We start from the raw sequence: 24,742 nt of genomic DNA, 5'->3' as shown, positions 1-24,742 counted from the left end.
CGAAAACCCTCCTAGTCATCGCCGACACGTGCGCTAGAGCCGCCCACCAACACCTTTGAATTTTTCGACAAAGGCGGCAATCTTCTCGAAGACGGTCGTCTTTTTGGTCCGAAACTGCGGATTTAATGGGCTCATTTTGGGAAGTATGGCATTGAGGTCGGCACCGTTTTCACTTGCAAATTCGCGTTTTATGGAAGCGGAAATATAGCGCCTTGCTGCATCAGAATTTAGATCTTCCGATCTGATAAGCTCTTCCACTTCCTTGCGTTGCTCTGCTTGGGCAAAAGAGAAAAATGCATCGATCACACCGGCCTTGTCATCGATCTGATCAAGGTCAGTCTGGTTGATGAAGTCCACGATCAGGCTCTCCTTGGCTCGATTGCCAAGGCTACCGCGAATGACGCGGCGTGCATCCTCAATCAGATCCCCTTTGCTCTTCACCTTTTTGTTTTTCTCAAAGATGAGCTCGAGGATGTAGTCGAGGTTGATCTCCTGCGATTTCAGAAGATCCACTTCGAAAACAACATCATCCCACTCGATATTGCCTTGTTCTTGCTCAGCCGAAGACTTTTCCCGGCGCAGCCAATCGCGAATGTCGTTGTATGTTGATCTATAGTCTTGAACTGCTCGGTCTGAAGGCAGTTCTATCGCCTCCAGGTCGCGTAGGTCCTCGTTGCGCAAATAGTGCTTTTGCTTGAACTCCTCAACGGCAGCGGCATCTGCTAAATCTAGCCCCTGATAGGCTTTCAATGCTGAAAACTCGTCGTAATTTCTGAGCACATTCTCAACTCTCAGATACTCACCAAAGAGCTTCGCGAAATCTTTCTTATCTGCTTCTATGACAATCTCGTCAGGCTTTGGAAAACGCTCGGTCAGCTCCTTCACAACATCAATGAACCCGCGCCGTGCCGTACCGGTTTCTTGATCAACGAAACCGTTCATGTACTCGTCGTAGCTCTTCTCAAGCACGACGTTCTTTGTGTTCTTGTCACCGAACAGCGTGATCGCATCAACGGTTGCTTGCTCAAGATCCCTGAACGCCACGATATTGCCGAACGTTTTGGTCGCATCGTAAATCCGGTTAGTTCTGGAAAACGCTTGCATCAAGCCATGAAAGCGAAGATTTTTGTCGACAAACAAGGTGTTAAGCGTTGGCGCGTCAAAGCCTGTAAGGAACATGCCGACGACAATAAGCAAGTCGATTTCTTTCGAGCGAACCCGGCTGGCAAGATCGCGGTAGTAGTTTTGAAAGCCACTGCTATCGACACTATAATTCGTTTTGAAAAAGGAATTGTAGTCTTTGACTGCGGCGCCCAGAAACTCCTTCGCGCTGCTATTCATCGCTGACACATCGAAGCTCTCGTCCTGAATGTCACCGATCGCATCTTGCTGTTCGTTGGCCGCAAACGAGAAGATCGTCGCGATCTTCAGCGGCTTTTCACTGCCCGCCTGCAGAGCGTTCAAGGTCTCATAGTAGAGCTTCGCGGCATCCACACTGCTGACAGCAAACATGGCATTGAACCCACTGCTGCCTACTTGCATCCGGTGGGTTTTTTGACGGAAGTTGTTTAGTATATACTGAGAGACTTCCCGAATACGTTCTGGATGAAGTAGCGCTTGCTTGTTTTCGGCCGCGCTGAGCTTCTTTTCATCTTGCTCTGTCTCGATGGCTTTAAACTGGGGACGCACATCGTTGTAGTCGACCTTGAACTTCAGAACCTTTTCGTCGCGAATGGCATCGGTGATTACATAGGAATGTAGCTCGCGCCCAAACACGCCCGCGGTCGTTTCAGCCCCAAGCGCATTCTCAGGAAAGATTGGCGTTCCTGTGAAGCCAAACTGGTAAAACCGTTTGAACTTCTTCTTCAGATTCTTCTGTGCCTCACCGAACTGGCTACGGTGGCATTCATCGAAAATGAAAACCACCTGCTGTTCATATACCGACAGGTCACCCTCTGACTTCATCAGGTTGTTCAGCTTTTGAATCGTCGTGACGATGATTTTGTTATCGTCCTTGCCCAAGTTGCGCTTCAACCCGGCCGTGCTGTCGGACCCATTGACACTATCAGGGGAAAACCTCTGGTATTCCTTCATGGTCTGGTAGTCGAGGTCCTTGCGGTCCACGACGAAGAAGACTTTGTCGATGAAATCCAACTCGGTTGCCAACCGCGCCGCCTTGAAACTCGTCAGCGTTTTGCCGGAGCCTGTGGTGTGCCAAATGAAACCACCGCTCTCAGGCTTTCTCCAGTTTTTGGCCTCATATGAGCTTTTGATCTTCCACAGGATGCGCTCAGTCGCTGCAATCTGGTAAGGACGCATGATCAGCAACGTGTCGCTGACATCGAAAACCGAATACTGCAACAGAACGTTCAGCAGCGTACGCTTCTGAAGGAAAGTTGCGGTGAAATCCTTGAGATCTTTGATCAGCTCATTGTCGGACTTCGCCCAGTTCATGGTGAAGTCGAAGCTGTTCTTGTTACGCTTGGTCGTGTTGGCGAAATACCGGGTGTCGGTGCCATTCGAAATCACGAAGAGCTGCAGAAACTTGAACAGGGAATGCTCGCTGTTGAAGCTTTCCTTGCTGTAGCGGTGAATCTGGTTGAAGGCCTCCCGGATCGCCACGCCGCGCTTCTTCAGCTCGATCTGCACCAATGGCAAACCGTTGACCAGGATCGTCACGTCGTAGCGATTAGCGTGCGTGCCGACCTGCTCGAACTGCTTGATCACCTGCAGCTTGTTGCGGGCCATGTTCTTCTTATCGACGAGGTAGATGTTCTGGATGCGCCCGTCGTCAAAGACGAAGTCATGGATGTAGTCGTCGTGGATTTTGCGGGTTTTGTCGACGATGTTGTCGCTTGGCTTGTCGAGGTAGGTCTCGACAAAACGCTTCCATTCATCATCTGAAAACGTGACGTTGTTCAGCCGTTCCAGCTGCACCCGGACATTGGCAAGCATGGCATCTGGGGTCGTGAGACCAGGCAGGAACTCATAGCCCTGATTGATCAGATCCTGCACCAATTCGCGTTCCAGATCATCTTCGCTCTGGTAGCGATCGGCGGCATCCCACTCCTTGGTGTACTTGTCGAGGACGATGAAATTCTTCGTTTCAGCGATGGTTTTCGTCTTCTCAACCATTTTGTTCATCCTGTTGCCAATAGGCGTAATTATTAACCAGATTTTCCAATAAGAGCTTCACGGTGTTTTTCTCTGCAGGTGAAGGATCCCTGACCTGCTCATTCGAAAGCGCCGAGTGCGTGAAAGTGTTGATTGCCCGCACATAGGCGTCTTTACTGCCTTCCACCGTGTCGAGCAGATCGCTCCACCTTGCGTAGCCCAGGAACCCAGCCGTTTTCTCATAGAGGTTCCGAAGCAGCGTAAAATGGTATCGCTCGACAGCGTTGCTAGCGATCGCCTCTTCCAACACCTTCTTCAAATGCAAATGATAGGAAAAACTCTTGTTCGCATCGCCGTATTTGACATTCAGATTGAAGCTCCCATCTTCCAACCGCTCAAGCAGATAGCACCCTTCCTTTTTGCCCTGCTTCTTTAGATCAAGCTCGTTGTGCAAAACGTTGTAGAACAGAGGGCTATGGGTGGTGATCACGAATTTCAGCTGCGGCGGTGCAGCCGTGATCAGGTCCGCCAGGTTCACCGCCAATTCGATCAGGTGGTTTTCATCAAGCGAGCTGACCGGGTCATCAACAAAAACGTACTGCAGCCCATTGAACTGATCCGTTGGTCGATCGCCGACCTCTGCAATGCTCAGAACCGAGACCACTTCTTCAAGGAGGGTGAAAAATATGCTCCAGATGAAATTGCTTTCTTCGCCCTTGGATATCTTGAAGTTGCCGATTTCCTCGTCCCCACCGGCTTCGACCGAAAATGTGACTTCAGAGAAGGCCTTGATCACGACCTCTTTGTCTTGCCCGAGCTCATCCTTGGTTTGAACGGTATATTCTTGGTTGAACGTGGGTGTCAGCTTGTCATTGGCGTATCGCTGAAAGTTCCTGGTGATATTTGGCTCTTGCCCTTGCTCGACCAAGATCCATTCAGTGAACGTGTTCGGCTGGATCACCAACTTGGCGTCGCCGTCACCCTGCAGGTCATTGTTCCAAAAAAACAGATCTTCAGTGAAGGCATTGTAATACAGTATTTTTTCCCGCGAGAGCTCGCCCTCCTGACCGTCTTCAGCCTTGGGAGCAATCAGGTCCTTCAAGGCCCGGGACAGCCGAGTTTTGCCAGTGCCGTTGAAGGCGTAGATCAACTGCACCTTCTTATCGGCTGCATGCAGCTGTTGTGCGATCTCCTCGAGGGTCTGGCCCATTTACGCGGCCTCCTCGGGTTTGGGGAAGCTCAAGAGCAAGTCGCGGTAGTATTCATATTGCTGCTGACGCAACTTGATCTCACGCGGCAAGCCCTCACTGAGCGATGTGGTCAACGTGTCGAACTTGTCGAGGATAGCAACGATGCGGTCTTGCTCCTCAGTAGAGGGGACAGGAACTTTGAACCCCTGCAGCATGGGCATTGTTATATATGGCACGGAACCCTTCTTTGAATGCTGCATGATATATGGCCTGAGATACGCTTTGAGATACGTCAGCAAGAACGCTATCGATACCGTCTCGGCTGTGTCGGCTAAAATATATGTGCGTTGGTACGCGTTGAATTTCCCTTTGTAGTAATTGATGTGCCCAACTTGACTGCCGTTTCCTGATACGATTATGGCTTCGGTGTCGAACGCAAAGGTATCAATTCTGAAAGGATTGGCGTCGCAGGTGAAAAATGGATATTGACCGCCTTCCGTCATTGCATTGGCATTCAATTTCCCAGTCTTTATTGTGTTAACAAGTTCCCCCAAAGTCTTCCATTCCACGTCACCATCTTCAAAACTCAGTACCTGCTCTCGATAGTGGTTGTATTGCTGCTTACGGGCCTTAAGCTCGGCTGTCAGCTCGGCTGTCAGCTCGGCTGTCAGCTCGGTGAAACTGTCCAAAATCCGAACAATCTCCGCTTGGATCGCCAGCGATTTTTCTGGGTCCTCAGGGCATGGGATGGGGATTTGAAAAGCCTTCACCTTCCCGTCCGAAATTGCTGGATAGGCCGCGCCGCTCTGATGCTCTTCAACGTACTGTTTGAATTCGCGAGAGCCAATCCAATGCAACAGCCATTTTGGTAGAACCGCTGTTTGATCCGCCCGCAGAACGCAGTAGCCAGTACTGGCCACCTCCCCTGAAAAGTCCGAGCCGATGAGGCAATATCTTTGTTGTGCAGGTCGAGTGGTCGCGAAAATAAGATCGTTGGTTTCAACAAGTTTTTGCGCTCGACTGGGCGCTGTGTCAGCTGTGATTTCTTTCGTTTCAGTTATGGTACGCGTCTTGATATCGACCGAAGTCAAATCGATGTAGCGGACGGGTCCGTCGACCTCGCCCCATCTGATGTTGCGGGTCTGTAACGTCACCTCTGAGATTGGCACCCAATCGACCGCAGCCCCATTCAGCAGCCTTTCCAGAAAGCCCCGATTGCTCATGCCTCGATCTCCGCAACGATGGCGTCGATGTCTGCGCGCAACTGATCGATCTTGGCGACAGTGGTTTTCAAATCGGCGTTCAGTTCGGTTATGTCGACGGTTTCGCGGGTGTCCTTGGGTTCAACATGGGCACTGACCGACAGGTTATAGTCTTTCTCGACAATCGTGTCGTAGGGGACGGTTTCGGCCACGTGAGGCACGTTCTCTTTGCTGTCGAACATCTTCATGATCTCGGCAATGTGCCGGTCTTCCATGAAGTTGTTGTTCGTGCCTTTGCGGAAGAAGGTATCCTCCTCGGTCGCATCGATGAACTGAACGGCTGTGTCGGTCTTGTTCTTGGCCAGCACCAGAATGTTCACCGCGATGGTTGTGCCGAAAAACAGGTTCGGCGCGAGAGCGATCACCGTTTCAACGAAGTTGTTGTCGACCAGATACTTGCGGATCTTCTGCTCTGCGCCGCCACGGTAGAAGATACCAGGGAAGCAAACGATCGCAGCCCGCCCCTTGGCCGACAGGTAGTGCAGCGCGTGAAGGACAAAGGCAAAGTCGGCCTTCGACTTCGGGGCAAGAACCCCAGCTGGCGCAAAGCGTTCGTCATTGATCAGCGTCGGGTCATCCGCACCCTTCCACTTCACCGAATAGGGCGGGTTCGACACGATGGCGTCAAAGGGCTTGTCATCCTGAAAGTGCGGGTCCTCGAGCGTGTTACCGTATTGGATGTTGAACTTGTCGTAGTTGATGTTGTGCAGGAACATGTTCATGCGGGCGAGGTTGTAGGTGGTGTAATTGATTTCCTGCCCGAAGAAGCCGTCTTCGATTATGTGCTTCTCAAACTCTTCTTTGGCCTGCAAAAGTAGCGACCCAGACCCCGCCGCCGGATCGTAGATCTTGTTGACGCTGGTCTGCTTGTGCATGGCCAGTTTGGCGATGAGTTTGGACACGTGGGTCGGCGTGAAGAACTCACCGCCGGATTTACCCGCGTTGGCCGCGTAGTTCGAGATCAAGAACTCATAGGCGTCGCCGAACAAGTCGCCTTCGTTATCATCGAACTTCAACGGCAAGCCAGCAACGCCCTTGAGGACCTCAGCCAGTCTTTCGTTCTTCTGTTTGACCGTGCTGCCCAGGCGGTTGCTGGTGGTGTCGAAATCAGCAAAGAGGCCATAGATGTCCTGCTCGGACGGATAGCCGCTGGCCGAAGCCTCAATCGCCGAAAAAATCTCGGCAAGGTCAGTGTTCAGGCTGTCGTTCTTGCTCGCGGATTTCACCACGTTTTGAAAGAGTTGGCTGGGGTAGATGAAGTAGCCCTTGGTCTTGATCGCATCGACTTTGGCCTCATCGGGGATGTCAGCGTCCGACATGCCAGCATAATCGATGCTGTCGTCACCACCTTCGATGTAGTTTGTGAAGTTCTCGCTGATGAAGCGATAGAACAACGCGCCCAAGACGAACTGCTTGAAGTCCCAGCCATCGACCGCACCCCGCACTCTATTTGCGATGCTCCAGATTTCTCGGCGCAATGCCTCAGCCTGTTGTTGCCCGGTCATTTTTGCTCCCCTTCTTGTTTTTGTTCCTGCTCGGCAATCCAGCGGTCGATCTCGCTTTTGCGAAATCGCCATGCGCTTCCCACCTTAAACCCGGGAACCTTGCCCTCAGATGCGAACCGATATGCCGTTTTCTCAGCGATCTTGAGATACTCAGCGAGCTCTTTCACGGTCAGAATGTCTTCGTTGGGCATTTCGAAAATGTCCTCTCTGAGGGATATGGGTTGAAACTAGGGGGTAATGATTGAGCCAGCAAGCGCGGTTCATGCTATCTGCCCTTCTTGTAAGTCAATCTAAATGCATACCCTTGATCAACACACCCTGATGTTGTTCTGAGACAGGCAAATAACTCGAAACAGTCGTTGTGAAGTTTTCATGCCCCAAGTTCTGAGACCATGCTTTTTGTTCGGCAAGGGTTAGGTCGCGGTCGTTCATCTCTTGCACAAGGGTTTTGCGGATGCTGTGCGCGCCGTATGGTTGCATCTGAACCTGCACAAACGCAGCCTTAAAAACCTCGTTGATGATGGAGCCGTTCGTGTAGATCTCTCGTGATACTGTGTCGAAAACGAACTTACCGTTCACCAAGCGCTGCTCTGGACGAGGAAACAAAGCGTCTTCCGGGCCAAACATCTTTTCGTTGCGCAGGTAGTTCACCCACCTAGTGAAACACGCCAGATAGTCGGGATGCATTGGAAAAAACCATGTGGTGAAGGTCTTGCCAGCTTTCGTGCGAACTTCTCGCCCATCCTGCAAAACGTATCCGTCCACGAGATTGATATGTTTTAGGCGCAATGAAGAAGCCGCCCCAATCCGTGCGCCCGTGATCACCAGAAACGCGAAAATGGCCTTGTTGCGCCGTTCCAGCTCTGTTCGATCTGCCATTCCTTGAAATGCATGATGCGTGGCTTTTGTTGACGGATACTGAACTGCGCGCTGAGCGTGGGCCGCTCGGGCATCGTTGCGGTTGTTGTTGAAGTATTCGACCTCGGAATAGGTCACCACCTTCTTGAAACCCTGCTGACCCGCCAGCCAATGAAAGAACCCTTTTACCAATCGTAGCGTTGCATCAATCGTTGTCAGGGCCAGCGGCTTACCTTGGATGGTCTTGGCGCGGCTCAAGGCATCCTTGAATTGACGCGCCTGATCGACACGGAACGCCTTGAACGGTTTGTACTTGGTGCTCTCTTCAAATTTCACCAAGGCCGCGCGCATCTTGTCAATGGACTTGTCGTCCTGCCCTTTGGCCTCGCGCAGATACTGCTCATATCGCCGCTTCAGTCGCTCGTTTTCTGCATTATATTTCCGCATGACTCAGCGTCCTTTCCGAAGTGTAGGTTTAAGAGGGGGATGAGGGGTTCCTTTAGGGTCACCAACTGTCCCTGTTCACCACTTCCAGAACTTTCCGAATGGCAGGCATGTCACGGGCACTAACGTTGCGATTGCATTGGCACTCACAGACGGAACACAACGCCTTTAGACGACCGCCGCTGGTACTCGTAGGCACATAGTCCGCCATCGCGCCAAGCGCGCTTCTTTGGGCTTTGCACCGGAAGCAGTAGAATTCTCCCAAGCCCAACGGGCGGCTTGCCTTTGCCTTGCGAGCTTCCAAAAAGGCGAGCGCCTGAAACCCCATGATAAACGTCGGGCGGTTGCCATCGAGCCGATCCATACCGTCTTTTAGCCATTGGCGGACAGTCGCAGGCACAACGTCAGTGACATCCGCTAGCTCGTCAATTCGATAGGCTTTGTTGGCTTTGATACGGCGCGTCTTGAAACGCCGCGACACTAGGTGCGCCCTTCACTCGGATCGACGCGCTGGGCATCGGCCCATGCGTTCAAATCTGCTCCGCGATAGATGATCTTGCGACCGAGTTTGTAGAACGCTGGCCCGACGCCCTTGTGCCGCCATTGCGCCAGCTTCTCGCGGTCGCCTAGGAGGTTAAGTTCTTCGTCGCCAAGAACGTAGTTTCGGTTTTGCTCGAATAGGTCTGCCATGCTCCATTCCTCTCAACAACTTCTTGCTGTTGTTTGGTAATGGGCATTTTCATTCGCCACACCCAATAGACTGAGAGCCATCGGCGGTTCTTCCCAAATTGGGAAAAATCGCCAATCTATCCGATTTTTTCTAGCTTCCTAAGCGCAGAAACTCGCTTTCGTATGGCTTCAACGCCTATCACTTCGCCAGTTGCTTTGATCAAGAGTTGTTTGGGTCGCTTTCGCATGGCTATCGCATAGATTGCCTGAGCAGCGTTGCTATCGCGCCGCATTACTTCGTTTCCTAGCTCCACCCGCGCTTCAAACCAATACTCAGCGATTACCTTGTTTTTGTCCTCAGATTGGGCCTTGGAATGCTCTTTCCTAGCAGAGTTGGCCTTTTGCAGCGCCGCAGAGTTTGCCTGCCCCCGCTCTGCGACATCTCCGACGTCTGCCCTCCACCAAAGTTGAGCGAGCAAAATCCCCATCGTCATGGCAACATCGGGCATTTCCACATCGCTAAAATAGAGGTGAGAGATCTTTGCATAGTACCACTCTTTTGAGAACTCGCTGCCATCCTGCTCTAGCTCTCCGACGACATCTTCCAAATAGAACGCCATATCGACCCGCTCAGCAACACCCCAATCATCACTGGAACCTCTCTCATTTTTCCATCCTCTCGCCTGAAGCTCATCGAATGGGTCTTCGCCAGATATGATGAACTCGACGTCGCTCTCAAACCAGCCGTGACCTTGCAAGTATTGGACCGCGACAAGAACTTCTGATGTCGCACTATATCGAATGGCGTTTAGAGCAAATTGGGAGCTGATGGATGGCTTGCCATCTGCATCAAGATGGAAGGGGTAGATCAATTCAGAGAAGAAATTGACTGTCAAACCGTTCGATACTTTCCCAAAAACCATGCCAACGGCGCCAACTCCAAGCGGTTGAGGGAAACTCTTGTAGTCAATAATCTCAAGGACTGTAGCCCGCTCAATCACTATTTTCACCCATGCCGGATACAAATCCCGACCAACGTTCCATAAGGGTCCGGCGCTTGTCCAATAAATCTGACCGCGCATAGGCGCGCTCTACGTCTGACCCGACCCTGTGCGACAAGCTCATTTCGGCAATCTCGCGTGGGGCGCTGGTCACTTCGGACGCCCAATCGCGGAAGGTGGACCGGAACCCGTGTACCGTGATCCCCTCAACATTCATCCGGCGCAACAGCATCAGCATGGACATATTGGAAAGCGGTTTGTGGCGTTTCTGGCCCTCGAACACGAAGTCGGATTTCAGTCCCTTGAGTGGCTCAATAATTGCCAGCATTTCGTCTGTCAGGGGAACGCGGTGATCTTCCCCCGTTTTCATCCGCTCGTCGGGGCAGGTCCACAGCCGCGCGTCAAAGTCGATCTCTTCCCAACGCATCCCCAAGACTTCGCTGGTCCGCGATCCGGTCAAGCAGGTGAAGCGCAGTGCATTGGCAGACATTGCGCTCCGTCCCTTCAAGTCCGCGTAGAAGGCAGGCACGTCCTGCCAGCGCATTGCCTTGTGGTGTTTGGGCTTGGCCTTCACCTTTGGCAGCGCACCTGCGTCCTTGATCCCTGTGACGGGGTTTTCGCCGGATCGGAAGCCCTTGGACTTCGCCACATCCAGCACCGTCTTGATCCGCTGAGCCAACCGCTTGGCGGTTTCATGCTTTTCGGTCCAGATTGGCGACAGGCACATCATGACTTCGGGCTGGTCGATACTGTCCAGCGGCATTCGGCCGATCTTCGGGAAGGCATAATCACGCAGCGTGTTGATCCATTGCTGGCCATGCTTGGCGTTCTTCCACGTCGGCATCCGATCAATGTGGACCTGCTGGGCGAACTCTTCGAAGGTGGGAATTTCGCGCTGGGCGTTGAAACGCGGGTTCAAGCCTTGCTTGGCCATCCGCCGATACTCCAGCGCCCGTTCGCGCGCTTGGTTGATCGTGACAATATCCGCCCCGCCCAATCCGAAGTCCGTCCGCAACGGAGCGCCCTTCTTGTTCTTGGCCCCTTTGACCACAACGCGCACGATCCAGCGCCGCGCACCGGACGGATCGACCACAAGATAAAGCCCGTTGCCATCCCCATGTCGCCCAGCGCCAAGGCTCTCGACCAGTTTCTTAGTCAGCTTGCCAGAAAGGGCCATTAAAAATACCACATTCCATACCACTCAAGGAACGAATATAGGCATCACCGAAGAAAACTCAAGGCAATCAAGAACGCTCGTATTTCCCAACAAAACAAAGCAAAAGGGCCGCCAGGGGCGACCCAATCAAACTCTTGGAAATGGTATGGTGGCGGAGACGAAGGGATTCGAACCCTCGAGACGGTTTCCCGCCTACTCCCTTAGCAGGGGAGCGCCTTCGACCACTCGGCCACGTCTCCGTCGACCCGTGTAATGGAGCCGTCACAGAGACACAAGGCAAAATCTCACGTCACATCGCCCTGAAAAGCGCCGGCGATCAGGCGTTGTAATATTGCCGATACCAGCGCACGAAATTCGCCACACCTTCGGGCACGGAGGTTTTCGGCGCGTAGCCCGTCAGGCGTTTGAGCAAAGAGGCATCGGCCCAGGTCGCGGGCACATCGCCTGGCTGCATTTCCATCAGGTTGCGGTCTGCGGTCTGGCCGGTGGCGGCCTCGATGGCGGCAATGAAATCGGTGAGCTGCACGGCGTCCGAGTTGCCGATGTTCACCACACGGTAGGGCGCCACGGGCGAGAGGCTGTCGCCCTCCTCGACCACGCCGTCTTCGGGCCGCACCGGCACCGCGTCGATCAGCAGACGTATGGCGTGCACGAGGTCTTCGACATAGGTGAAATCGCGCTTCATGTCGCCGTAATTGTAGACGTCGATGGGCTTACCTTCGAGGATCGCCTTGGTGAATTTAAACAGCGCCATGTCGGGGCGCCCCCAAGGGCCATAGACGGTGAAAAATCGGAACACGGTGATCGGCAGGTCGAAAAGATGCGCGTAGCTGTGCGCCATGCTTTCGGTCGATTTTTTCGTGGCCGCATAAAACGACATTTGGTGGTCGGCCTTCACCGTCTCCTGATAGGGCATCACGGTGTTGGCGCCATAGGCCGAAGAGGTCGAGGCCAAGAGCATGTGCTTCGGCGGATAGGCCCGCGCCGCCTCCAGAAGTTCAAACGTACCGATGATGTTGCTCTCGAGGTAAGACCGCGGGTTCTCGATCGAATAGCGCACACCCGCCTGGGCCGCGAGGTGGATCACCACATCGGGCTTTTCCTCCGCAAACAAAGACATCAAGAGACCGGGGGTCTCGACCTTGTCATGCACGGAGCGGTAGCCGTCATAGGCCGACAGCGTTTCTTCGCGGCGTTCCTTGAGGGCGACATCGTAGTAATCCGACAGGCAGTCTAGGCCTATGACACGCCAGCCTTCTTCCAAGAGGGTGCGGCAAACGAAAGAGCCAATGAACCCGGCGGCGCCGGTGACGAGAGCGGTGGGCATGGGGAGCAGTCCTTGGTCGGCGTCGTTAGTCAGCGTGGAACAGGTCGCGGGTAAAGATCTTGTCCGCGACATCCGCGACATCATCGGTCATACGGTTGGCGACGATGACATCGGCTTCCGCCTTGAACGCCTCCAGGTCGCGCACCACACGCGAGCCAAAGAAATCGTCGTCGTCCAGCACCGGCTCATAGACGATCACTTCGATGCCCTTGGCCTTGATCCGCTTCATGATGCCCTGAATGGACGACTGGCGGAAATTGTCCGAGCCCGCTTTCATCACCAGACGGTAGACGCCCACGACCTTGGGGCCTTTGGCGATGATTTGATCGGCGAGGAAATCCTTGCGCGTGCGGTTGGTTTCCACGATGGCCGCGATCAGGTTTTGCGGCACTTCGGAATAGTTTGCGAGCAACTGTTTGGTGTCTTTCGGAAGGCAATAGCCGCCGTAGCCGAAGGACGGGTTGTTGTAATGGCTGCCGATGCGCGGGTCCAACCCGATGCCGTCGATGATCTGGCGCGTGTCCATGCCGCGCGCCATGGCGTAGCTGTCCAACTCGTTGAAAAACGCCACGCGCATCGCGAGATAGGTGTTGGCGAAAAGTTTGATCGCCTCGGCCTCATCGGCGTCGGTGAAGAGCACCGACACATCCTTGTCCACCGCGCCCTCGACCAGAAGATCGGCAAAGGTGCGGGCGCGCTCGGATTGTTCGCCGACGATGATCCGGGAGGGATGCAGGTTGTCGTAAAGCGCGCGGCCCTCGCGCAGGAATTCCGGCGAAAAGATCACCTGATCGGTGGCCATCTCGGCGCGCACGCGGGTGACAAAGCCCACGGGGATGGTGGATTTCACGACGATTGTGGCGGTCGGGTTCACCGCGATCACCTGCGCGATCACGGCCTCCACGGAGGAGGTGTCGAAATAATTGGATTTGGTGTCGTAATTCGTGGGCGTCGCCACGATGACGAAATCCGCGCCGGTGTAGGCCGAAGCCCCGTCCGTCGTCGCCGACAGGTTCAGCTCTTTGTGCGCGAGAAAGTCCTCAAGTTCCGCATCGACAATCGGAGATTGCCGCCCGTTGACCATCTGGACGCGGCTCTCGGAAATGTCCACCGCGACAACTTCATGATGCTGCGCGAGCAAAACCGCGTTCGACATCCCCACATAGCCGATCCCGGCAACCGCAATCTTCATCCCTGAACCCTTGCACAACTTTCATTGCCCCTCATGGTAATAGATGCATTTGCGGTAATCCAGAGAACAGTTGGAATGTGCTTCAATTTGCAGAGTTTTTAGGCAGTTTGGCCGTCGTGGGGGCACCCCGCATGCCCTTTGCGTCACAGCGATTTCGCAGAGCTGTCACCGGACTGAGACATTTTACCCTTAACAGCGCGTTAAACGCATCTGTCCGTGTTGTTTGGGGGACCCGAGACATGACCGAGATCAGACCTTTCGCCTTTGTGTTGGGCTGTTTGTGGGAACCATCGCGCAACGGGTTTCGCGCCACGTTACGCCGCGTCCTGAGCCGCAACGGCGTCTGACGCGTCTGGCGGGCCTTTTTCTTGCCCATCTTTTCTGGCTGAATGCCCGAAACGATGCGAGAGGCCGACATGACCGCCCAAATAGCAGAGCTGTTCCGCAGCCAAAAGACCGCCCAGCGCGGTCAGCCCCTTATCGAATTGGACCTGCGGCTGGACCGTTTGACGCGGTTGCAAGAGGCATTGCTCTCGGCCGAACCCGCACTGATCGCAGCGATGTCAGATGACTTTTCCCATCGCCCCGCGATGGAAAGCCGCCTCTACGACATCGATCTGGTTCTGGGCGAAATTCGTCAGGCCAAACGGCATTTGAAACGCTGGATGCGGGTCCGTCGCGCGCCTGTGCCGCTGGTCTATAAACCCGCCCGCGCCGAAATCCGGCCGCAGCCCTTGGGCGTTGTCGGCATCATCTCACCGTGGAATTTCCCGGTGCAGCTGGCCCTGGCGCCGATGGTCGCGGCTTTGGCGGCGGGCAATCGCGTGATGCTCAAACCCTCTGAATTGACGCCCCGCACCTCTGAGGTTTTGGCCGAGATGCTCTCAGGCGCCTTCGCCCCCGAAGAGATCGCGACCGTCACCGGCGGGCCGGAGGTCGCAGAGGCGTTTTCCGCGCTCCCATTTGATCATCTGTTCTTCACCGGCTCCACCGCGGTCGGGCGCAAGGTGGCCGAGGCGGCGGCGCGTAACCTGACGCCTGTCACCTTGGAGCTGGGTGGCAAAAGCCCCGCCGTGATCATGCCCGGCGCCGATCTCGACCGCGCGGGGCGGCGGATTGCCTGGGGCAAGGCGATGAATGCCGGGCAGGTCTGTGTCGCGCCCGATTACGTCTTGGTGCCGCGCAAGAAAATGCTGGCCGTCGCCGATGCGATCATGGGCGGCTTCATGCATTTCTTCCCTAAAGGCCCCGAAAGCGACGACTACGCCGCGATCGTTTCCGAACGCCATCATGCCCGGCTGACCGCGATGCTGGCAGAGGCTGAGGCCCGCGGTGCGCAAATCCTGCGCCTCGAAGGGGCCACAGGCAACGCCCGCAAATTCGCCCCCACGGTGGTGCTCGATCCGCCGCAAGACATCGCCTTGATGCAGGAGGAAATCTTCGGTCCGATCCTGCCGCTCATCCCCTATGACGACCCGCAAGAGGCGCTAAACTTCGTTGCCGCGCGCGACCATCCGCTGGCGCTTTATGTCTTCTCGGACAACAAAGACGAGCAAGAGTTGTGGCTCGACCATTCCATCTCCGGGGGCGTGACGGTCAACGATGTGGCGATCCATGTGGGCTTTGGCACCTTGCCGTTTGGCGGTGTCGGCGCCTCCGGTCAAGGCGTCTATCATGGCCGCGCAGGCTTTGAGACGTTTTCGCATCCGAAACCCGTGGTGCGGCAGGCCAAGCGCAACGGCATGGCCATCGCCGAGCCGCCGTTCAAAGGCTGGCGCAAACGCGCGCTGGGGATGATGCGCAAGCTGATGTGATCCTGTCACGCAAGTTTTGTGGGATTTTGACCAAACGGTCGCAAATCCGTTGCGTTTCTTCGGTTCCTTGCGCGCATCGCTTTGGGCCGCCAAGCGCCCGAGCGCACAAGAAACGCATCACACAGAAATCACACAGGACAGTGACATGACCAAACCCGTTTACGGCGCAGCCCTCGCGGCACTCATGCTTGCCAGCACCGCCCAGGCGCAAGAGGCCTTCCCCGCCACGCTCAAGGCACAGGCCGAACTGACCGGCCATAGCTTCGTCCCCGCCCCCGAAGGCGCCTCGCCCTATTACAACACCTCCGGCCGCTTCACCAATGGCGCGCGCAACGAGGTGCTCTATGACAATTTCCAAGAGGCCACCGGCCTCGCGCTCCCCTTCCCCGGCCAGCCGCTTCAGGGGTTTTCCGGCATCCGCTCCTTGGGCGATGACCGTTTCCTCGTGCTGACCGACAACGGCTTTGGCGCGAAAGCCAACTCCTCCGACGTCATCCTGATGTTCAACATCGTCAAAGTCGATTGGGAGACGGGCCGCGTGGCCATCGAGAAGACCGTGCAACTGTCGGACCCGGACCACAAAGTGCCCTTCCCGATCATGAACGAAGCCACAGATCTGCGGGCGCTGACGGGTGCGGATTTCGACATCGAATCCATCCAGCCCGTGGGTGACACCTACTGGATCGGTGACGAATTCGGTCCGTGGATCATCGAAGTGAATGCTGAGGGCGAGGTGCTCCGCGTGCTGGCGACCGAGCCGGGCGGTGAGTTGATCCAATCGCCGGACAACTTCTTTGTCGCCACGCCGAACCCCGGCGGCGCCCTGCCCGACACGGTCGTCTCCTACCGTTCCGGCGGCTATGAGGGCATGGCTTTGTCCGAGGATATGAAAACCCTCTACCCGCTGTTGGAAAAGCCGGTCTATGACCCGGAAACCGGCGGCAAGAAACATGTCGGCGGCAAGCCGGTTCTGTCGATGTTCGAACTGTCCACCGAAACCGGCGCATGGGGTGACACGGTGCGTTACTTCCCGCTTGAGGACGAAAACCACGCCATCGGCGATTTCAACCTGATCGAAGGCACCCGTGGTCTGATCATCGAGCGCGACAACTTCCAAGGCGATCCGCGCGAAGGCTGGTCCGAAAATCCGGCGATGTTCAAACGCATCTACCTGATTGATCTGGAGCGGATGGACGAGAACAATGTCTTGGAAAAAATCGCCTATATCGACCTGATGGACATTCAGGACCCCGACGGCATCGCGCCGCGTGGCACGATGGATGGGGTCTACACCTTCCCCTATTTCACCATCGAGGATGTGGACCGTGTGGACGAGACCACCATCGTCGTCGCCAATGACAACAACTACCCCTTCTCGACCGGTCGCCAGCAAGGCCGCGTTGACGACAACGAGATGATCCTTCTCGACGTCGCCGAGTTTTTGAAGGCGGAATAATCTCTGCCCCGGAGCGGTGCGCCTTTTCCTCATCGTGCCGCTCCGGGGTTTCCCCATCTGGCCTTCCCTCCACGCGCCCCATATGGTGCGCCCGAACCACGAGGAGGCGCAGATGTGGCTTGAACGCAGAGAGACATGGAGCGGGCATTCCGAGGACGCGCGCGGGGCGGGCGACGTCGATTATGCGCGCGTGATCCATTCCGCCTCCTTTCGGCGGCTTCAGGGCAAGACGCAAATCCTCAACCTCGGCGACAGCGATTTCTATCGCACCCGTCTGACGCATTCGCTGGAAGTCGCGCAGATCGCCGGTGGCCTCGCGCGCCAGTTGGAACAGAGTTTCCCCACACATCCCGCCACCGCCCATCTGCCGGATCGTTCGATGATCCATGCGATCGGCTGTTCGCACGATCTGGGCCATCCGCCGTTCGGTCATGGCGGCGAAGTGGCGCTGAATTACTGTATGCGCGAAGCGGGCGGGTTCGAGGGCAATGGCCAGAGCCTGCGCATCCTGTCCCGGCTTGAGAGCTTTTCCGCGCAGAGTGGTGCAAACCTCACCCGGCGCAGCCTTTTGGGCCTGTTGAAATACCCGGTCTCCTACGCGCAGGCCCGCAACTCCGCGCTCAGGCCCAAACTGAGCGACCGCCCTGACACGCTCAAGCTGATCGACACAGAGGCCTCGACGCCGCCGAAATGTTACCTCGACAGCGAGCAGGACGTGGTGGAATGGGTACTCGCCCCGCTCTCCCCCGAAGACCGCAGCGCTTTTTGTGCCATGGGGCAGGTGGAGGCCGGGAAACACCGCAAGGCGCTGCATAAATCCTTTGATTGCAGCATCATGGACCTGGCCGATGACATCGCCTACGGGGTGCATGATCTGGAGGATGCGATTGCGCTCACGCTTTTGACGCGTGACGATTTTGTCACGCATGTGTCGGCGGATCAGATCGGCGATTTTCTCGACATGCTCAAACACAAATACCCGGATCAGTTCGGCAATGACGTCTATGGCCAGATGCTCGATGGGTTGTTCGGCGGGCGCGACACGCGGAAACGCTTCATTTCGCGGTTTGTGAATTATCTGATCACGGCTGTCGAATACACCGAAGCGCCCGAGTTCTCCGAACCGCTCCTGCGCTACCGCGCCAGCCTGCCTGCCGCGCGGCGTCCGGTGTTGAAGGCGCTGAAAGAGCTGGTGTTCAAAGTGGTGATCAAAAGCCCCAACGTGCAGCAGCTCGAATTCAAGGGCCAGCAGATGGTGGTCTCGGTGTTTGAGGCACTCTGTTCCGATCCCGAGCGGCTTTTGCCACGCGATCATCAGGAGCGCTATGCGGAAGCGGCGGGCGATCTGCGGGTGATCTGCGACTATGTGGCGAGCATGACGGATGCGGCTTTGCTCAAGACCTATGAGCGGCTGTTTGCGCCGCGCATGGGGTCGGTGTTCGACCGGCTCTAAACGAAAAAGGCGGCCCGAAGACCGCCTTTCCAAATCATCTCTCAACCCCGATCAGGTGTTGAACAGGAAGTGCATCACATCGCCGTCCTGCACGATGTAACTTTTGCCTTCCGCGCGCATCTTGCCCGCTTCTTTCGCGCCCGCTTCGCCCTTGCACGCGATGAAATCGTCATAGGCGATGGTCTCAGCCCGAATGAAGCCACGCTCAAAGTCACCATGGATCACACCGGCGGCGGCCGGCGCGGCGGTGCCTTTGGTGATGGTCCAGGCGCGGGCCTCTTTCGGGCCAACCGTGAAATAGGTCTCAAGGTGCAGCAACTCGTAGCCCGCGCGAATGAGACGGTCGAGACCGGCCTCGTGCAGCCCCAATTCCTCAAGGAACATCTCGGCTTCTTCGCCTTCGAGTTGCGAAATCTCTTCCTCGATCTTGGCGGAAATCACCACGGTGCCTGCGCCCTGCTCCTCGGCCATTTTCGCGACCGCATCCGAGAAAGCATTGCCCTTGGCGGCGTTTTCTTCCTCGACATTGCAGACATAGAGGATCGGCTTTTGCGTCAGAAGTTGCAGCATGTTCCACTGCTTGCGCTCTTCGTCGGTGATCTCGACGGTGCGGGCCGGTTTATCGTCCTCCAAAGCGGCCTGCGCGCGGGCCAGGAGATCGTCTTGGAGTTTCGCCTCTTTGTCGTTGCCCTTGAGCTTGCGCACCAAATTGGCACGGCGTTTGGCGATGCTTTCCAGATCGGCGAGCATCAGCTCCATCTCGATGACCTGCGCATCGTCCACTGGATCGACGCGGCCCTCGACGTGGGTCACATCCCCGTCCTCGAAACAGCGCACCACATGGGCAATCGCGTCACATTCGCGAATGTTCGCGAGGAACTGGTTGCCGAGGCCCTCCCCCTTGGAGGCGCCTTTCACCAGACCGGCGATGTCCACGAAGGACATGCGCGTCGGGATGATCTGTTTCGAGCCGGCAATCTCTGCCAGCTTGTCCAAACGCGGGTCCGGCACCGCCACGTCGCCCACGTTGGGCTCGATGGTACAGAACGGAAAGTTCGCCGCCTGCGCCGCGGCGGTTTTGGTCAGCGCATTGAAAAGCGTCGATTTGCCCACGTTTGGCAGACCGACGATGCCCATCTTGAAGCCCATTGCGGCCTCCTTTGTCCGAAATTCCTAGGCTGTCTAAGGTGCAAAGAGGCCTCGCGCAAGCCTTCCCCATTGCACTTGCGTCAAAGATCGGCCAAACCCGTTGCGCAAACAGCCATGGAGCCGCCACATGACCCGTATCGACGCCAAATTCGCCGAATTGAAAGCCGCTGGTAAGAAAGCTTTCGTCGCTTATGTCATGGCGGGCGATCCGGATGAGGCGAAATCTCTGGAAATCGTCAAGGCGCTGCCCGAGGCGGGTGTCGACATCATCGAGCTGGGCCTGCCCTTCACCGATCCGATGGCCGATGGCGCAACCATTCAGCTGGCCGGTCAGCGCGCGCTGGATCAGGGCATGACGCTGAACAAGACGCTCGCTCTGGCGAAAGAATTCCGCAAGACGGATGACAAAACGCCGATTGTTCTGATGGGCTATTACAACCCGATCTATTCCCATGGCGTGGATCAGTTTCTGGTCGACGCGGTCGAGGCCGGGATCGACGGGCTGATCGTTGTGGATCTTCCGCCCGAAGAAGACGAAGAACTTTGTATTCCGGCGCAAAAAGCCGGTCTGAACTTCATCCGTCTGGCAACCCCCACGACCGATGACAAACGCCTGCCGACCGTGCTGCAAAACACCTCCGGGTTTGTCTATTACGTCTCCGTGACCGGCACCACCGGGGCCGCTGCCGCGTCAGGCGCCGATGTCGCCCCGGAAGTGGCGCGGATCAAAGCCAAGACCGACCTGCCGGTGATCGTGGGCTTCGGCGTGCGCACGCCGGAAAAAGCCGAAGAGATCGCCGCCGTCGCCGACGGCACCGTGGTCGGCTCCGCCATCGTCAGCGAGATCGCAGAAGGTAAATCGGTCGAAGAGGTCGCAGCCTATGTGAAATCCTTGGCGGATGGGGCACACCGCGCCTGATATTTGGCGCCGTCAGCCTGTTTCCAACCGGAACTTGAGAAACCGATTGCCCTCATAAAGCGTCTCCCCCACCTGCTCCGCCCCCATGCGCCGCAGAGCGCCGAGGTGGCGGCGGGACGGTGGCAGGAGGAAGGTGGCGTAGGGAATGCGCGCATCATTGTGGACGAACTCAAGCACCTTTTTCGCGATCTTTACGCCCAGTCCAAAGCTGTCCGGGCGCAGAACCAAACCGAAATCCCACTCCTCGCCCTCTTTTTGAAATCCGCCCCAGCCGACATAGGCGCCATCCGCGAAAAACGCCCAGTGCCCCAACCCGTCGCGCGTCCAGCAGGCTTCTTTGGCGGCGACGAAGGCCCCGACGGTTTACCCGGTCTAGGGCATGGTCAAAAGCGGCATATGCTCCGCCACGCGCGGGTCGCGCATGTGGTTGAGGATGTCGGCGGCGGGACCTCCGTCAAACGGGCAAAGCGAAGATCGGTCATGAGGGCCTGCTTTACAAAGAGGGTGCATCTTGGTCGGAGCGCCTGTGGGGCATATCTCACATTGGACGGTCAAGCGCGCCCCTGTCACTTAGGCATCACGTTTTCGTCGCCTCTCTGACGGAAACGCAAGGGGAAACTGTCACATTTTATTGCCGATGTTTTTCTTGCCTCATGGATTGAATCGCCCTAAGTGCAGCCCCCTAAAGCCGTTCCTTTTTGACCACTGCGGGGCCATTAAGGGCCCATTGGGGGAATGAGATGATCCAGACGCCTTACTACCTGATCGACAAGGCGCGCCTGCTTCCGAACATGGATAAAATCGCCCGGTTGCGCGAGGCCTCCGGGGCGAAAGCCCTGTTGGCGCTCAAGTGCTTTTCGACCTGGCCTGTGTTCGATTTCATGCGCGACTATATGGACGGGACGACCTCGTCGTCTTTGTACGAACTGCGCTTGGGGGCTGAGAAATTCGGCAAGGAAACCCATGCCTATTCCGTGGGTTGGGCGGACAATGAGATCGACGAGGCGGTGAGCTACGCCGACAAGATCATCTTCAACTCTCTCGGCCAGTTGGATCGCTTTGGCGACAAAGCCAAGGGCATCGCCACTGGCCTGCGCCTCAATCCGCGGTTCTCGACCTCCGGCTTTGACCTTGCCGACCCGGCGCGGCCGTTTTCGCGTCTGGGCGAATGGGACATGGCGCGGCTGGAGATGGCGGAGACCCGCATCAATGGCGTGATGATCCACTATAATTGTGAAAACAATGACTTCGCCCTGTTTTCAGAGCAGCTTTCGCGGATCGAGCGCGACTTTGGCGATTTCCTGAAGCGGCTCGATTGGGTCTCTCTCGGTGGCGGCATTCACTTCACGGGCGAAGGTTACCCGCTCGACAAGCTGGCGGATCGGTTGAAATCTTTCTCTGACGCGATGGGCGTGCAGGTCTATCTGGAGCCCGGCGAGGCCTCGATCACCCGCTCCACCACGCTCGAGGTTTCCGTGCTCGACATCATCGACAACGGGAAAAAAGTCGCCATCGTGGACAGCTCGATTGAGGCCCACATGCTCGATCTTCTGATCTACCGCGAGACCGCGAAACTGCCGCAAAACGGCGCGCATGAGTATCAGATCGCGGGCAAGACCTGTCTGGCGGGCGACATCTTTGGCGAGGCCAAATTCGACAAACCGCTCGAAATTGGGGATAAAATCTCCATCGACGATGCCGCCGGTTACACAATGGTTAAAAAGAACTGGTTTAACGGGGTGAAGATGCCGGGGATCGCCATTCGCGAACTCGACGGCACCGTCAAACTGGTACGTGACTTCGGTTACGAGGATTTCGTCGCGGCGCTTGGCTAAGCCCGCTCCATTCACCACCCGAAACGATAAGGGGGTCTCTACAGTTGAAACAGAACGTACTCATCATCGGCGCCGGCGGCGTCGCTCAGGTCGTCGCGCATAAATGCGCCCAAAACAACGATGTGCTTGGCGAAATTCATATCGCAAGCCGGACGCTTTCGAAATGCGAAGCGATCCTTGAGTCGGTCCGTGAAAAGGCCGCGATGAAACAGGAGGGCGTTCTAGAGGCCCATCAGGTCGACGCGATGGACAGCAAAGCCGTCGCCGCCCTGATCGAAAAAACCGGTGCGCAGATCGTGATCAACGTCGGCTCGGCGTTTGTCAACATGACCGTGCTCGACGCCTGTATCGAGACGGGCGCCGCCTATATCGACACCGCGATTCACGAAGACCCGACCAAGATCTGCGAAACCCCGCCATGGTACGGCAACTACGAGTGGAAGAAACGCGATCTCTGCGCAGAAAAGGGCGTCACGGCCATTCTGGGTGCTGGCTTTGATCCGGGTGTTGTGAACGCCTACGCGCGCTTTGCCATCGACATGATGGATGAGGTCAAATCGATCGACATCGTCGACATCAACGCGGGCTCGCATGGCAAATATTTCGCCACGAACTTCGACCCGGAGATCAACTTCCGCGAATTCACTGGCGTCGTCTACTATTGGGAAGACGGCCAGTGGAAAGAGAAAAAGATGTTCGAGAGCGGGCACGATTGGGACCTGCCGGTGGTGGGGGCCTGCCGCGCCTATCAGTCGGGTCACGACGAGGTGCATTCGCTTGCCACCAACTATCCGCAGGCCGACGTGCGGTTCTGGATGGGCTTTGGCGAGCATTACATCAACGTCTTCACCGTGCTGCAAAACCTCGGCCTTCTCTCCGAACAGCCGGTGAAAACCGCCGAGGGCCTCGAAGTCGTGCCGCTCAAGGTGGTCAAGGCCGTGCTGCCCGATCCCTCCTCTCTGGCGCCGAATTACGAGGGCAAGACCTGCATCGGCGACCTGGTGAAAGGCACCAAGGATGGCGAGGATTTCGAGGTCTTCGTCTATAACGTCGCGGACCACAAAGAGGCCTATAACGAGGTCGGCTCGCAGGGCATTTCCTACACCGCAGGCGTGCCGCCGGTGGCCGCCGCCATGCTCATTGCCACGGGCGACTGGGACGCGGGCACGATGAAAAACGTCGAGGAACTGGACCCGAAACCGTTCTTTACCCTGCTCGACAAGATGGGTCTCCCGACCCGCGTGCAGATCGGCGGGCTTGGTGGCGAAGACAAGGCCTGGGACGCCTGATCCCGCAAAAACAAAAGCACTTAAAAACCCGCCTCTGGCGGGTTTTTTCATGAATTCGCTGCAGTTTAATCCGTTGGAAAGGAGAATCGCGGAGTCTCTGCCAACCTAAAAGCAGAGAGTCTCATGTCCGCATCTCGTAAGTTTCTCGTCCTGATCCTGACCCTTGCCCTGCTGCCGCTCACCCTGACGGCGGCGGAACCCGAGACGGGGGAGACAGCCGGCGACACCTCCTATGAACGCCAAATTCAGCTGATCGGGCGGCAAACTGCGCTGGCACATCGTCTGGTGCGCAGCATGTGTTTTGCTCAGGCGGGGATTGATGTGAAACGCAATCGCGCCTTGGTCGCCGACACGCGGCGGGAGGTCACGGCCGCCTTCGTGGCGCTTCGAGAGGGCGATCCCGCGCGCGGTATTGCCCCGATCACCAATGGCAATATCCTGACCCAGCTCGGCTCCGCTGAAATGGTTTGGAACGGGCTCGACAAGAAAGCGGCGAGCTTTCTGTCAGAAGGGATGCAGGATGACGAGGTGTTGAAACTCACCTTCAAATCCCAGTCGCTCGAAAAGCTTTGGCGCAATGTGTCTCAGTCTCTGGAGCTCAGAACCTCTGTCGAGCTGTCGCCCGAATATCTGATGCGCAGCCGTCTTGTCATCACCGCTGGCGATCAAAACCGGCTGTTGCAACAGGCTGGCAAGGACGCCTGCCTCATCTATCTCGATCAGGGGGCGGAGACCAATGTCGCCCGTCGCGAGGACCTGTCAGCGGACCTGTCGACCTTCAACCAGAATATCTTCAATCTGACCTTCACGCGTCCGGCGCAATCAGATCAACCCGACGCCCCCGCCCTTGAGCAAGCCACATTCAGCACCTGGCAAACCTGGGTCGGGCTTGAGCCTCTCTTCTATGCTCTGATCACCCCGAGCAATCAGGCCAATCTCTCCGCGTTGCTCCCGGAATTGTCGTTCAGTATTGAATATATGGACCTGCAACTTGTGGAAACGCTCGAGATTTTCATGGCACTTTAGAACCGGGCCAACGCGGGCAATCCGTGGCGACGTTCCGAATTGCGGCTTGGAGTGCATCGAAA

20 protein-coding genes and 1 tRNA gene are annotated in these 24,742 nt (G+C 56.5%); 7 read left to right on the top strand and 14 right to left on the bottom strand.

Going from position 1 to position 24,742, the window contains the following annotated elements:
* Nucleotides 1–33 precede the first annotated feature (33 nt).
* The 12 genes from HCZ23_RS11355 to HCZ23_RS11300 all read right to left on the bottom strand — a co-directional run bounded on the left by HCZ23_RS11355 (nt 34) and on the right by HCZ23_RS11300 (nt 13,739).
* Complete coding sequence (locus tag HCZ23_RS11355; protein WP_167601820.1) at nt 34–3,135, bottom strand: type I restriction endonuclease subunit R; 3,102 nt, start codon at nt 3,133–3,135, stop codon at nt 34–36.
* A complete protein-coding gene (locus tag HCZ23_RS11350; protein ID WP_167601819.1) occupies nt 3,128–4,324 on the bottom strand; it encodes an AAA family ATPase in 1,197 nt (398 codons plus the stop codon). The genes HCZ23_RS11355 and HCZ23_RS11350 overlap by 8 nt, the downstream gene beginning before the upstream one ends.
* Nucleotides 4,325–5,527 (bottom strand): restriction endonuclease subunit S, encoded by a 1,203-nt coding sequence (locus HCZ23_RS11345; RefSeq protein WP_167601818.1) that lies wholly within the window; start codon nt 5,525–5,527, stop codon nt 4,325–4,327.
* Nucleotides 5,524–7,071, bottom strand: a complete 1,548-nt coding sequence (locus HCZ23_RS11340) for a type I restriction-modification system subunit M (protein ID WP_167601817.1) — start codon at nt 7,069–7,071, stop codon at nt 5,524–5,526. Before HCZ23_RS11340 ends, HCZ23_RS11345 begins: the two co-directional genes overlap by 4 nt.
* Nucleotides 7,068–7,262, bottom strand: a complete 195-nt coding sequence (locus HCZ23_RS11335; protein WP_058239057.1) for a helix-turn-helix domain-containing protein — start codon at nt 7,260–7,262, stop codon at nt 7,068–7,070. The genes HCZ23_RS11340 and HCZ23_RS11335 overlap by 4 nt, the downstream gene beginning before the upstream one ends.
* Nucleotides 7,263–7,356: 94 nt before the next feature.
* Nucleotides 7,357–8,376 (bottom strand): tyrosine recombinase XerC, encoded by a 1,020-nt coding sequence (xerC, locus tag HCZ23_RS11330; RefSeq protein ID WP_167601816.1) that lies wholly within the window; start codon nt 8,374–8,376, stop codon nt 7,357–7,359.
* A gap of 477 nt (nt 8,377–8,853) precedes the next feature.
* Entirely contained in the window at nt 8,854–9,063 is a 210-nt protein-coding gene (locus tag HCZ23_RS11325; protein WP_167601815.1) for a helix-turn-helix domain-containing protein, read from the bottom strand.
* A 116-nt stretch (nt 9,064–9,179) separates the two neighbouring features.
* The gene (locus HCZ23_RS11320) at nt 9,180–10,052 is read right to left on the bottom strand and encodes a hypothetical protein (protein WP_167601814.1); all 873 of its coding nucleotides are present in this window, start codon (nt 10,050–10,052) and stop codon (nt 9,180–9,182) included.
* Nucleotides 10,036–11,220: a site-specific integrase gene (locus HCZ23_RS11315; protein ID WP_167601813.1), complete on the bottom strand. Its 1,185-nt coding sequence runs from the start codon at nt 11,218–11,220 to the stop codon at nt 10,036–10,038. Before HCZ23_RS11315 ends, HCZ23_RS11320 begins: the two co-directional genes overlap by 17 nt.
* Nucleotides 11,221–11,369: 149 nt before the next feature.
* Nucleotides 11,370–11,459, bottom strand: a tRNA-Ser gene (locus HCZ23_RS11310).
* Between the two features lie 77 nt (nt 11,460–11,536).
* Nucleotides 11,537–12,547 carry an NAD-dependent epimerase/dehydratase family protein gene (locus HCZ23_RS11305; RefSeq protein WP_167601812.1) on the bottom strand — a complete coding sequence of 337 codons (1,011 nt, stop codon included), beginning with the start codon at nt 12,545–12,547 and terminating at the stop codon, nt 11,537–11,539.
* A 25-nt stretch (nt 12,548–12,572) separates the two neighbouring features.
* A complete protein-coding gene (locus tag HCZ23_RS11300) occupies nt 12,573–13,739 on the bottom strand; it encodes a nucleotide sugar dehydrogenase (protein WP_167601811.1) in 1,167 nt (388 codons plus the stop codon).
* Nucleotides 13,740–14,155: 416 nt separating this feature from the next.
* On the opposite strand from HCZ23_RS11300, the gene HCZ23_RS11295 reads away from it, so the two are divergent.
* The 3 genes from HCZ23_RS11295 (at nt 14,156) to HCZ23_RS11285 (ending at nt 18,462) form a co-directional block, all read left to right on the top strand.
* Nucleotides 14,156–15,553: a coniferyl aldehyde dehydrogenase gene (locus tag HCZ23_RS11295; protein ID WP_167601810.1), complete on the top strand. Its 1,398-nt coding sequence runs from the start codon at nt 14,156–14,158 to the stop codon at nt 15,551–15,553.
* A 145-nt stretch (nt 15,554–15,698) separates the two neighbouring features.
* On the top strand, nt 15,699–17,009 hold the full coding sequence (locus tag HCZ23_RS11290) for an esterase-like activity of phytase family protein (RefSeq protein WP_167601809.1): 1,311 nt from the start codon (nt 15,699–15,701) through the stop codon (nt 17,007–17,009).
* Between the two features lie 112 nt (nt 17,010–17,121).
* On the top strand, nt 17,122–18,462 hold the full coding sequence (locus HCZ23_RS11285) for an anti-phage deoxyguanosine triphosphatase (RefSeq protein WP_167601808.1): 1,341 nt from the start codon (nt 17,122–17,124) through the stop codon (nt 18,460–18,462).
* Between the two features lie 51 nt (nt 18,463–18,513).
* Here HCZ23_RS11285 and ychF read toward each other — a convergent pair whose 3' ends face one another.
* A complete protein-coding gene (gene ychF / locus HCZ23_RS11280) occupies nt 18,514–19,611 on the bottom strand; it encodes a redox-regulated ATPase YchF (protein ID WP_167601807.1) in 1,098 nt (365 codons plus the stop codon).
* Nucleotides 19,612–19,738: 127 nt separating this feature from the next.
* On the opposite strand from ychF, the gene trpA reads away from it, so the two are divergent.
* Nucleotides 19,739–20,530, top strand: coding sequence for a tryptophan synthase subunit alpha (gene trpA / locus HCZ23_RS11275; RefSeq protein ID WP_167601806.1), 792 nt, complete (start codon nt 19,739–19,741; stop codon nt 20,528–20,530).
* A 12-nt stretch (nt 20,531–20,542) separates the two neighbouring features.
* Here trpA and HCZ23_RS18330 read toward each other — a convergent pair whose 3' ends face one another.
* The gene (locus tag HCZ23_RS18330; protein WP_368487343.1) at nt 20,543–20,842 is read right to left on the bottom strand and encodes a hypothetical protein; all 300 of its coding nucleotides are present in this window, start codon (nt 20,840–20,842) and stop codon (nt 20,543–20,545) included.
* Between the two features lie 428 nt (nt 20,843–21,270).
* Here HCZ23_RS18330 and nspC point away from each other — a divergent pair, with 428 nt between their 5' ends.
* The 3 genes from nspC to HCZ23_RS11255 all read left to right on the top strand — a co-directional run bounded on the left by nspC (nt 21,271) and on the right by HCZ23_RS11255 (nt 24,680).
* On the top strand, nt 21,271–22,365 hold the full coding sequence (nspC, locus tag HCZ23_RS11265; RefSeq protein WP_167601805.1) for a carboxynorspermidine decarboxylase: 1,095 nt from the start codon (nt 21,271–21,273) through the stop codon (nt 22,363–22,365).
* A 44-nt stretch (nt 22,366–22,409) separates the two neighbouring features.
* Nucleotides 22,410–23,654 (top strand): saccharopine dehydrogenase family protein, encoded by a 1,245-nt coding sequence (locus tag HCZ23_RS11260; protein WP_167601804.1) that lies wholly within the window; start codon nt 22,410–22,412, stop codon nt 23,652–23,654.
* A gap of 123 nt (nt 23,655–23,777) precedes the next feature.
* Nucleotides 23,778–24,680 (top strand): type IV pili methyl-accepting chemotaxis transducer N-terminal domain-containing protein, encoded by a 903-nt coding sequence (locus HCZ23_RS11255; protein ID WP_167601803.1) that lies wholly within the window; start codon nt 23,778–23,780, stop codon nt 24,678–24,680.
* The last annotated feature ends 62 nt before the right edge of the window (nt 24,681–24,742 follow it).

It is taken from the genome of Celeribacter sp. HF31, from assembly GCF_011806455.1.
Taxonomy (GTDB): Bacteria; Pseudomonadota; Alphaproteobacteria; order Rhodobacterales; family Rhodobacteraceae; genus Celeribacter.
Note: the sequence above shows the minus strand (reverse complement) of the source record. Positions and strands in the feature narration are given on the sequence as shown.